We start from the raw sequence: 10,138 nt of genomic DNA, 5'->3' as shown, positions 1-10,138 counted from the left end.
CACCTGCGCCGCGCGCGCATGGTCGAGGCGCCGGACGACGCCGTCGTGCTCCTCCGCAGCGCGACGCAGGGCATGGCGGCGGTCGCCGAGGCGCTCGCCGCGGCCGGGCACACGCAGCTCCTGGTCGAGGACCCCAGCTGGCCGGTCCTGGCCACGGTCGCCGCGCGCGCCGGGCTCGAGCCCGTGCCGGTGCCCGTGGACGACGACGGCGTCGACGTCGTCGCCCTCGAGGCCGCCGCGGCCCGCACGGGTGCCCGGGCCGTGCTGCTCACCCCGGCGCACCAGTTCCCGACGGGAGCAGCCCTGGCGCCCGAGCGCCGCGCCCGCGTGCTCGCCTGGGCACGCGTGGCCGACGGGCTCGTGGTCGAGGACGACTACGACGCCGAGTTCCGGTACGACCGCCGCCCGGTCGCGGCGCTGCAGCGCCTCGACCCCGAGCGCGTCCTGCTGCTCGGGTCGCTGAGCAAGACGCTCGCCCCCGCCTTCGGGCTCGGCTGGGCGGTGGTGCCCGAAGCGTGGCGCGGGAGGGTCGTCGAGGCCGCCGGCGAGGGAGCCGGGTCCTCGGTGGTCGACCAGCTGACCTTCGCGCAGCTGCTCGCGAGCGGCGCCTACGACCGCCACCTGCGCGCGACGCGGACGCGGTACCGGCGCCGGCGGGACGCCGTCCTCGCGGCGCTCTCCCGCGCGCTGCCCGGGGCGCGTGCCAGCGGTCTCGCCGCCGGGCTGCACCTGGTCCTGCACCTGGGCGACGACGCGCCCGACGCGGCCGACGTCGTGCGGCACGCCGCCCGGCGCGACGTCGCCGTCGTCGACCTCCGTCGGTACCAGGCGGAGCCCGCGGACCGGTCGCGCTCGCTCGTGCTGGGGTACGGGAACCTGGCCGACGCGCGCGTCGAGGAGGCCGTCGACCGGCTCGCCGCTGCGGTGCGCGCGGCCGCACGCGACGCGGACGGGCCTGCGAGCGGTGGACGGATGTGAACGACTTCGACACAGTGGGCGGGTGACGGAGGGCGAGGCGGGCGTGCAGCATCTGGTGATCATGGGCGTCTCGGGTTCCGGGAAGACGACGCTGGCAACCCTCCTCCAGGAGCGCCTCGGCTGGCCGTACGCCGAGGCGGACGAGTTCCACCCGCAGGCGAACATCGACAAGATGACCGCCGGCACGCCGCTCGAGGACGAGGACCGGTGGCCCTGGCTCGAGGCGATCCGCGACTGGCTCACGGCGCAGACGCACGCGGGGCTCAGCTCGATCGTCACCTGCTCGGCGCTCAAGGGCAGCTACCGCGACGTCCTGCGCGCGGCCGAGGGGCGCGTGCACTTCGTCCACCTCACGGCGCCCGTCGAGGTCATCGAGCGGCGGATGGGCGGGCGCAAGGGGCACTTCATGCCGCCGACCCTGCTGCCGTCGCAGCTGCAGACGCTGCAGCCGCTCGGCGACGACGAGGACGGCATCACGATCGTCGTCGACGTGCCGCCGGACGTCGTCGCCGACCGCACGGTCGAGGCCTTCGGGCTGCGGGCGGCTACCGCCAGCGACCCTGCCGACAGCTCGGCCGACAGCCCGGCCGACAGCGACTCGGCCGGCAGCGATGCCGGCGCGACCACGGGGACGCCGACCGGCGCGACCGACTGATCCGGACCGGATCGCACTCGAGGGGGAGCCGTGCCACCTGAGGACTGGGAACAGACGCTCGGGGCGGGGCCCCTGCTCGGCATCGCGGTGGCGGCCATCGCGCTGCTGCTCTTCCTCATCATCAAGCTGAGGCTGCACGCGTTCGTCGCGCTGATCCTCGTCTCGCTGCTGACGGCGTTCGCGACGGGCGTGCCCGCAGGCTCGGTCGTCACCGTGCTGACGACGGGCTTCGGCACGACGCTGGGATCGGTCGCGCTCCTGGTCGGGCTCGGGGCGATGCTCGGCCGGATGGTCGAGACGTCCGGCGGCGCCAAGGTCATGGCGGACACGCTCGTGGCGCGGTTCGGGGAGAAGCGGGCGCCGCTCGCGCTCGGCGTCGCCTCGCTGATCTTCGGCTTCCCGATCTTCTTCGACGCCGGCCTCGTCGTCATGCTGCCGATCGTCTTCGCCGTCGCCCGGCGCCTCGGTGGGTCGGTGCTGACCTTCGGCCTGCCCGCGGCGGGCGCGTTCTCGGTGATGCACGTCTTCGTGCCGCCGCACCCCGGGCCGGTCGCGGCGTCCGAGCTGCTCGGCGCGGACACGGGCCTGGTCATCCTGCTGGGGCTGGTCGTCGCGATCCCGACCTGGTTCGTGAGCTCCTACATGTACGGCATCTGGGCGGGCAAGAAGTGGGTGCTGCCCGTGCCCGAGCTGCTCGGCAAGGCCGACGAGGACCACCCGGACAACCCGCCGAGCCTCGGCACGGTCATCGGCGTCCTCCTGCTGCCGCTGGTCCTCATCTTCATCAACACGGGCCTCGACACGCTGCGCGCGGCAGGCGTGGTCGACGGCGACGCGACCTGGGTCGGGGTGCTCCGCGCGATCGGGTCGACCCCGGTCGCGCTGCTCATCGCCGTGCTCGTCGCGGCGTGGGTCATGGGCCGCCGTCGGGGGCGGGACAAGAACCAGATCGAGCGTCTGCTCGAGTCCTCGCTCGGCCCCGTCTGCTCGGTCATCCTCATCACCGGCGCCGGCGGCATGTTCGGCGCCGTGCTCCGGGCGTCGGGCATCGGCGCGGCCCTCGAGGACGCCCTGGGCGACCTCGGCCTGCCGATCATCGTGGCGGGCTTCCTGATCTCGACGCTGCTCCGCGTGGCTCAGGGCTCCGCGACGGTCGCGCTCATCACGACTGCCGGGCTCATCGAGCCCGCCGTGGCCGGCGGCGACTTCAGCGGGATCCAGCTCGCCGCGATCGTCCTCGCGGTCGCCGCGGGATCGGTCATGGCGTCGCACGTCAACGACTCGGGCTTCTGGCTCGTCGGCCGGTTCTTCGGCATGGACGTCAAGACGACCCTGAAGACGTGGACCGTGATGGAGACGATCATCGGCCTCATGGGCTTCGCGATCGCCTCGATCTTCTTCGTCCTCGGCTGACCGCCGCCCGCCTCTCACGAACGCGCGCCTCACGAACGCGCCGCGACGAGCGCGCCCTGACGAACATCCGTGCAGACGGCCGGGATCCGGACGCGGTGAGTCTGCACCGTTGTTCGAGACGGGTGCGCCAGGACGCGGGCGGGACGGACGGGACGGGCCGGGACGGGCCGGGACGGACGGGGTGCGGGTGCCCGGGATGTCCGGTCCGCGACCGACCTTTGCGCCGGCGACTTAGGTATGGCTAACCTTCGCGCGTGACCACAGCGCAGTCCGACGTCGTCGACGTCGCGCCCGTCGAGGCGCCGCTCGCCCGTCCTGCCGGCGCGCGCACGGTCGCCGTCGGGCACGTCGCGCTCGAGGGGCGGGCCCTGCACCTGGCGTACGACGACGTGCCGGTCGTCCGGGGTGCCGACCTGACGCTGCGCGCGGGCGAGGTCACGGCGCTCGTCGGGCCGAACGGCAGCGGCAAGTCCACCCTCCTGCGCTCGCTCGCCCGCCTGCACCGGCCGACGTCGGGCGACGTGCGGCTGGCCGCGGCGGACGCGGACGCCTTCGCGCTGCACCCGCGGGAGTTCGCGCGCCTGGTCACGCTCCTGTCGCAGAGCCGCCCGACGCCGGGCGGCGTCACGGTCGCCGAGGTCGTCGAGTACGGCCGCCACCCGCACCGCGGCCGCTGGCGGGCCGCCGATCCCGACGGCGCCCGCACCGTGGCCTGGGCCATGACCGTGACGGGCGTGGCCGGCATGGCCGAGCGCGCGGTCGACGAGCTGTCGGGCGGCGAGCTGCAGCGCGTGTGGCTCGCGTCGTGCCTCGCGCAGGACACGGGCGTCCTGCTGCTCGACGAGCCCACCAACCACCTCGACCTGCGCTACCAGGTCGAGATCCTCGACCTCGTCCGGGACCTCGCGGACGACCACGGCGTCGCCGTCGGCGTCGTGCTGCACGACCTGGACCAGGCGGCCGCCGTCGCCGACACCGTGGCGCTGCTCGACCGCGGCCAGGTGGTCGGCACCGGCGCTGCCGCCGAGGTGCTCACCGCTGCCGCGCTGACCCGGACGTACGGGATCCGGATCGACGTGACGACGGACGAGTCCGGTCGCGTCCGGACCCACCCCGTCGGCCGGCACACCGCGCGGCGCGCCCGCGCCCCCGAACCCGCCTGACCCGCAGCCGGCTCACCTGCAGCCGGCCGGCTCCCGAGTACGACCCTCAGCAGCACGCCGTCACCCAGCACGCCGTTCCCGCACGCCCATCGCACGCCCATCCGACCTCATGAGGACACCCATGCGCCGCCTCCGCCTGACCCTGCCCGCCCTCGCGGCCCTCGCCGTCGCCTCCCTCGCCGCGTGCGGCACGACGGAGGCGCCCGCGACGGACACCGAGGAGGCGAGCGCGTCGTCGTCCGCCGGCGAGGGACCCGTGACGGTGACCGACGAGCGCGGCGAGGTGACCCTGGACGCGCCCGCCGAGCGCGTCGTGTCGCTCGAGTGGGGCCTCACGGAGAACCTCCTGGCGCTCGGCGTCGAGCCGATCGGCCAGGCGGACCCGGAGGGGTACAACACGTGGGCGCAGGTCGTCCCGATCGACGAGTCCGTGGCCGACGTCGGCTTCCGCGGTGAGCCCTCCCTCGACGCGATTGCGGCGCTCAAGCCCGACCTGGTCGTCACGACCACCGACCTGCCCGAGAACGTCCTCGACCAGATCGCCGAGTCCTTCCCGGTCATCGCGCTGCGCGGCTCGGACGCGAGCGACCCGCTCGGCTACATGCGCTCGACGCTCGAGACGCTCGGCGCCGCGACGGGCACGTCGGACGAGGCCGACCGGCTGATCGCCGACTTCGACGCGGCGCTCGAGGAGGGCGCCGCGGCGCTCGCCGACGCGGGCCTCGAGGGCGCTCCGTTCACGATGGCCGACGGCTGGGACAACAACGGCGTCATCTCGATCCGCATGTTCACGCCCGGCTCGTACCTCGGCGCCATCGCCGCCGAGCTCGGCCTCGAGAACGCGTGGACCGAGGAGGGCGACGCCGACTACGGCCTCGCGTCGACCGACGTCGAGGGCCTCACCAGCCTGGGCGACGTGCACTTCCTCTACGCCGCCAACGACTCGGAGGCGGACCCGTTCGCCGAGGGCCTCGCGGGCAACGCCATCTGGGAGCAGCTGCCCTTCGTCACCGCGGGCGACGTCCACCGCATCCCGGACGGCATCTGGATGTTCGGCGGTCCGGCCTCGGGCGAGGCCTTCATCGACGCGACCGTCGCCGCCCTGACCGAGTGACCGACCGGTGACCGTGACCGCCCTGGCCGACGCGCGCGGGGAGGTGCCCGCCGGGACTGCGGGCGCCTCGCCCGCGCGGCCCGTGCGTCGGCTCCGTGTCGTCGCCGTGCTCGCGGCGGCTGCGGCCCTCGTCGTCGTCCTGGCGGTCGTGGACCTGACGCTCGGCACGTCCGACGTCGACGCGCTCGACCTCGTGCGCCTGGCCACCGGGCGCGCGGGCGGCGACGAGCAGGCGCTCGCGGTGCTCGTCGCGTCGCGGCTCCCGCGCGTGCTCGCGGCGCTGTCGGTCGGGCTCGCGCTCGGCGTCTCGGGCGGGGTGCTGCAGTCGGTCGCGCGCAACCCGCTCGCGTCGCCCGACACGCTCGCCGTCAACGCGGGCGGCTACCTCGCCGTCGTCGTCGCGGCCGTGCTCGGCCTGAGCCTGCCGCTCGCCGTGAACGGGCTGCTGGCCTTCGTCGGCGGCCTGGCGTCCGCTGGTCTGGTGCTCGCCATCGCGCGGGGCGGCGCCACCGGCCCGACGCGGCTCGTCCTCGCCGGCTCGGCGACGATGCTCGCGCTCGGCTCGGTGACCATGCTGCTGCTCCTGCTCTTCGCGCAGGAGACGGCGGGCCTGTTCGCGTGGGGTGCCGGGTCCATCGTCCAGACCGACCTGCAGACGGTGACGCAGGTCGCGCCCGTCCTCGTCGCCGGTCTCGCAGCGGCCGTGGTGCTGGGGCGCCGGCTCGACCTGCTGGGCCTGGGCGACGACGCCGCGACGGTGCTGGGCCTCGACGTCCGCCGCACCCGCGTGGTCGCCGTGCTCGTCGCCGTGCTGCTCGCCGCCACCGCCGTGACGATCGCGGGACCCGTCGGCTTCGTCGGGCTGTGCGCGCCGGTGATCGCGCGGCTGCTCGCTCCGCTCGTCCCCGGTCTGCACCGGCACCGGGTGCTGCTCCCGCTCGCCGGACTCGTCGGGTGCGCCGTCGTGCTGGCCGCGGACATCCTGCTGCGCCTCCTCGTCCCGGGGACCAGCGGTGTCGCCGTGCCGACCGGCGTCGTCACGACGCTCTTCGGCGCCGCCGTGCTGGTCTGGCTCGCGCGTCGCCTGCGCGACGACGCCCGGCCCACGACCGCCTCCGCCGGCACGGGGGCGCCGCGGACCCTCCGACGCGTCGTCGTCACGACGGCCGTGGTCGCCGCGCTCGTCGTGGCCGCCGCCGTCGCGGGGCTCCTGCTCGGGGACACCATGCTGCTCACCGGCGACGTCGCGAACTGGCTGCGCGGCGTCTCGGGCCAGGGCGTGACGTTCGTGCTCGACCAGCGCGTGCCGCGGGTCGTGGCCGCCCTGGTCGCCGGGGCCGCCCTCGGGTTGTCGGGCTCGATCGTCCAGGCCGTCTGCCGCAACCCGCTCGCCGAGCCGGGCCTGCTCGGCATCACGGGCGGCGCCGGCGTGGGCGCGGTGCTGCTCCTCGTCCTCGTCCCGGGCGCGAGCCTGTGGGCGGTGACCGGCTCCGCGACGGTCGCCGCGGCGCTGACGTTCACGCTCGTCTACGGGCTCGCGCACCGCCGGGGGCTGAGCTCGGACCGCCTCGTGCTGGTCGGCGTCGGCGTGAGCGCGGTCGCGAACGCGGTCATCACGATGATCGTCGTCATCACGAACCCGTGGAACGCCGTGATGGCCCTGACGTGGCTGTCCGGATCGACCTACGGGCGCTCGCTCGAGCAGAGCCTGCCCGTGGTCGTGGCGCTGGCCGTCGTCGTGCCCGTCGTCCTGCGCGCGCGGCGCGAGATGGACCTCGTCGCGCTCGACGACGACACGCCGCGTGTGCTCGGAGTGGCGCTGGGCCGGTCGCGGCTCGTCCTGCTCGCGTGCGCCGCCCTGCTCGCCGCGACGGCGGTCTCGGCGGCCGGCGTCGTCGGCTTCGTCGGGCTCGTCGCGCCGCACCTCGCTCGCGGCCTCGTCGGGTCGACGCACCGGCGCATGGTGCTCGTGGCGACGCTGCTCGGTGCGCTGCTGGTGAGCGTCGCGGACACGCTGGGGCGCACGGTCATCGCGCCCGGGCAGATCCCGGCCGGCCTGGTGACCGCGATGATCGGCGCGCCGTACCTCGTGTGGCTGCTCTGGCGGACGCGCCGCTCCGTCGGCCTCTGAGCACGCCGGCTCGGCCGAGGGCGCGTCAGCGGGGCCGGGTCGCCTTGCCGTCGAGCCAGAGCGTGTCGGACTCGTCGCGGTGCACGCCGTCGGTGCCCACGTGCTTCGTGCTGATCTGCGGGCCCTTCGAGATCACGTGCCACAGCGCCATCGCGTGCCCGCGCCCCAGCCCGTAGTCGGCGGCCAGCCACTCCACGACCGGGCCGGCCTTGGCGCCCGGGCCGTCGAGGCCCTTCTCGTGCGCGATCGCCACGAGCTCGCGCGGCGTCAGCCCGGTCTTGTCCTCGATGGTGTCGAGGTACGCCTGGAAGGACATCTCGTCTCCTCGTCGCGTCGCCCTGAGTTCTGGCACGGATCCGGCGCCCCGTCCGCGGAGTCGGTTCCGGAACCGGGTGCGGGCGGTGCGGCCGGTGCGGCCAACGGCACGGTGGCACATCGGACGACACGGCGTCCACGGTGGGCGTCGGCGTTGGCGTGGGCGGCGGGCGTCGACGGTGGCGGGGTGACGGTGGGGAGCGTCCGCGGGCGCAGCCGTGGCACGCTGGTCGGCGTGCCCGAGGACCGTGCCGCCCTGCTGACGTTCGGCCACGGCACCCTCGGCCAGGACGGCATCGTCGACGTGCTCCGCGGCGCCGGCGTGACGCAGCTGGTGGACGTCCGGCGCTTCCCAGGCAGCCGGCGCCACCCGCACGTCGCGCGCGAGGAGCTCGAGGGCTGGTTGCCCGCCGCGGGGATCGGCTACCGCTGGGAGCCGCGGCTCGGCGGGCGCCGCAGCACGGACCCCGCCGAGGGCGACGCCGACGCCTGGTGGCAGGTCGAGGCCTTCCGGGCGTACGCGGCGCACACGCGGACCGACGAGTTCCGCGCCGCCCTCGACGGTGTCCTCGAGGACGTGGTCACCGGCGCCCCGGCGGAGCGCACCGCCGTGATGTGCAGCGAGACGGTCTGGTGGCGGTGCCACCGGCGCCTCGTCAGCGACGTCGCGGTGCTCGTCCGGGACGTGCCCGTGCTGCACCTGGGCCACGACGGTCGACTCGCGCCGCACCGCCCCGCGGCGGGGGCCCGCGTGACCGAGCGCGGCCTCGTCTACGACGCAGCGCCGTCGGGCGGCTGAGCCTTGCCTGCCTCCGGGGCTCGGCGCAGACTGGCCGGACCTGCGACGACGGAGGAACCCTGTGGCCATCGACCAGAGCTCGACGACCGGGACGATCGACCCCGCGCCCCTCGTGGAGGCGCTGTACACGGACGGGATCACGGCGCTCAAGGGCGCGTTCTCGCCCGAGTGGGCGGACCGGATGGCGGAGGACGTCGAGGCGGCGTTCCAGGAGGCACGCAGCCGGCCCGACGGCGCCGTCGGCCGCGGCCCGAACCGCTGGTACGTCGAGATCCACCCCGAGCAGCTGCGCGGCTTCGTGGACCTGGTCACGCACCCGTGGGTCACGACCATCTGCCGCGCGGTGCTCGGCGACGACTACGAGATCGTCGAGGTCGGGTTCGACACCCCGTACCCGGGTGCGGTCGACCAGCCCTGGCACCGCGACTTCCCGATGCCCGAGGAGACGCGTCGCGACCACCGGCTCACGTCGCTCGCGTTCAACCTCACGTGCGTCGACACGACCGAGGACATGGGGCCGTTCGAGATCGCACCCGGCACGCAGTGGGACGACAGCCCCGAGTTCGAGCACGGCATGTTCCCGCCCAGGAGCCACTACGAGCGGTACCGGTCCCTCGCCGTGCGCAAGATGCCGCAGCGCGGGGACATCTCCGCCCGGTCGGCCCTGACCATCCACCGCGGCACGACCAACCACTCCCAGAAGCACCGGCCCGTGCTCGTGCTCGGCGTCGACGCACCGGGCGCCGGCAACGCCGAGCACCACGACCTCGCCGTGACGAAGGGGTACTGGGCCGCCCTGCCGCAGGAGGTGCGCGACCACCTGCACTGCCCCGTCGTCGACGAGCTGACCCCGATCACCCAGAAGCACACGATCGAGGGCCTCGTGATGGGCGCGGCCGAGTAGCCGCTCCGCGGCGTACGGCCGTCATCCTGCAGGGTGACGGTCGACGTCGTGCCGGTCGGTACGGTCGCCCCGTGGGCAGCGGGACGGACGTCGAGCGGAGCGCCGGGCGGTCGGCGCCGCGGCGCGACGCGTCGCCGGCGGGGCTCGACGCGTGGGTGCGCGCGCGTCCGTGGCTGCCCGACGCCGGGCTCGCCGTCGCGCTCGGGGTCGCGTTCGGCACGACGTCGATCGTCTTCGCCGACGGCGCACCGGGCGACGTGCGCGCGGCCCTCGTCGTGGCCGTCGTCGCGCTGCACCTCGCGGTGGCCGGCCGCCGCACCTGGCCGCGCGCGGCGTACGCGGTGTGCTGCGCGGCCATGCTCGTGCTCGTCGTCCTGCCGGACCTCCCGGGCGACGGCTCCGTCGGCGTCACCGGGCAGCGCGTCCCGCCCGTGCTCCTGCCGAGCTCGCTCGCGTTCACCGTGCTGCTCTACTCGGCCGCCTCGCGGACCCGGCACCCGTGGCCGGCGCTCGCGCTCGGCTCGGGCCTCGTCGGTGCCGCGCTCGCGACGGCGCGCCTGTGGCGGCCCGAGGAGTGGGCGGGCGACGCCGTGCCGGACGCCCCGTGGCGACTGCTGCTGCCGACCGCGCTCGTCGCCGTCGTGCTCGCGGCCTGGGGCCTGGGGC

General features: G+C 75.3%; 10 protein-coding genes. 9 read left to right on the top strand and 1 reads right to left on the bottom strand.

Annotation, left to right across the window (positions count from 1 at the left end; genetic code table 11):
- From ICW40_RS16860 to ICW40_RS16835, 6 genes are all read left to right on the top strand, one after another.
- Window positions 1-978: aminotransferase class I/II-fold pyridoxal phosphate-dependent enzyme (locus ICW40_RS16860; protein ID WP_221655167.1), on the top strand; the 978-nt coding region annotated here is incomplete at its 5' end.
- 22 nt (window positions 979-1,000) lie between these two features.
- A complete protein-coding gene (locus ICW40_RS16855; RefSeq protein WP_308121877.1) occupies window positions 1,001-1,633 on the top strand; it encodes a gluconokinase in 633 nt (210 codons plus the stop codon).
- Window positions 1,634-1,663: 30 nt separating this feature from the next.
- A complete protein-coding gene (locus ICW40_RS16850; protein ID WP_221655166.1) occupies window positions 1,664-3,046 on the top strand; it encodes a GntP family permease in 1,383 nt (460 codons plus the stop codon).
- A 368-nt stretch (window positions 3,047-3,414) separates the two neighbouring features.
- On the top strand, window positions 3,415-4,209 hold the full coding sequence (locus tag ICW40_RS16845; RefSeq protein WP_221655169.1) for an ABC transporter ATP-binding protein: 795 nt from the start codon (window positions 3,415-3,417) through the stop codon (window positions 4,207-4,209).
- A gap of 121 nt (window positions 4,210-4,330) precedes the next feature.
- Complete coding sequence (locus ICW40_RS16840) at window positions 4,331-5,323, top strand: ABC transporter substrate-binding protein (protein ID WP_221655165.1); 993 nt, start codon at window positions 4,331-4,333, stop codon at window positions 5,321-5,323.
- A 7-nt stretch (window positions 5,324-5,330) separates the two neighbouring features.
- A complete protein-coding gene (locus tag ICW40_RS16835) occupies window positions 5,331-7,454 on the top strand; it encodes an iron ABC transporter permease (protein WP_221655164.1) in 2,124 nt (707 codons plus the stop codon).
- 25 nt (window positions 7,455-7,479) lie between these two features.
- Here the strand turns inward: ICW40_RS16835 and ICW40_RS16830 are convergent, their stop codons facing one another.
- Entirely contained in the window at window positions 7,480-7,770 is a 291-nt protein-coding gene (locus ICW40_RS16830; protein WP_221655163.1) for a DUF4287 domain-containing protein, read from the bottom strand.
- Window positions 7,771-7,956: 186 nt separating this feature from the next.
- Between ICW40_RS16830 and ICW40_RS16825 the strand changes: the two genes are divergently transcribed.
- The 3 genes from ICW40_RS16825 to ICW40_RS16815 form a co-directional block, all read left to right on the top strand.
- The gene (locus ICW40_RS16825) at window positions 7,957-8,568 is read left to right on the top strand and encodes a DUF488 domain-containing protein (RefSeq protein ID WP_308121876.1); all 612 of its coding nucleotides are present in this window, start codon (window positions 7,957-7,959) and stop codon (window positions 8,566-8,568) included.
- A 61-nt stretch (window positions 8,569-8,629) separates the two neighbouring features.
- On the top strand, window positions 8,630-9,472 hold the full coding sequence (locus ICW40_RS16820; protein WP_221655162.1) for a phytanoyl-CoA dioxygenase family protein: 843 nt from the start codon (window positions 8,630-8,632) through the stop codon (window positions 9,470-9,472).
- A gap of 71 nt (window positions 9,473-9,543) precedes the next feature.
- A partial coding sequence (locus ICW40_RS16815; protein WP_221655161.1) for a DUF7134 domain-containing protein occupies window positions 9,544-10,138 on the top strand: 595 nt, incomplete at its 3' end.

This window comes from Actinotalea ferrariae, from assembly GCF_019733465.1.
GTDB classification, from domain to species: domain Bacteria; phylum Actinomycetota; class Actinomycetes; order Actinomycetales; family Cellulomonadaceae; genus Actinotalea; species Actinotalea ferrariae_A.
The sequence above is the reverse complement of the archived record's forward strand: the minus strand, read 5'-3'. Positions and strand labels throughout refer to the sequence as shown.